Origin of the sequence: Streptomyces sp. SID12501 (assembly GCF_010550245.1) — a bacterium.
Taxonomy (GTDB): Bacteria; Actinomycetota; Actinomycetes; order Streptomycetales; family Streptomycetaceae; genus Streptomyces.
On sequence record NZ_JAAGLU010001041.1, the window covers coordinates 1 to 387 of the forward strand.

Genomic DNA, 387 nt, shown 5'->3' on the forward strand with positions numbered 1-387 from the left:
AACATGCTCGGGCCCCTTCTCCGACGACTTGGCTGTATAGCCGCGGCTCCACCCTTCTGTCTTCCTCGAGTCCGCAAGACGCCCGTCCTTGGGTATCCGAACGACAGCCTCGACCTCGTCGTAGTCGTCGTCAGGCATCGACAGTCCACCTCATCCCATCAGGCTCGCGAGGAGCACCCCAGGTCGCCTCAGCAGCTCGAACGACGACGAGAACCGCGCGTCCGAGTAGCGGTCGCGGACGCTTCGCACTCGCACTGCTGAGTCCGCTGCGGAGGTCGACTCGAAGGGGTGCGTGATCGCCAGAACGGCATTGCCCCTGCCCATGATGGTCGGCAGCTCGTTCTCCTCCACGTCAAAGCCGAAGTCGCCGGCGACGGCACGGGCAGC

The 387-nt window shown here is 65.1% G+C and carries 1 protein-coding gene; it reads right to left on the reverse strand.

From position 1 onward, the window contains the following. Nucleotides 1-150: 150 nt before the first annotated feature. On the reverse strand, nt 151-387 hold a 237-nt coding region (locus tag G3I71_RS49725), incomplete at its 5' end, for a hypothetical protein (protein WP_164325590.1).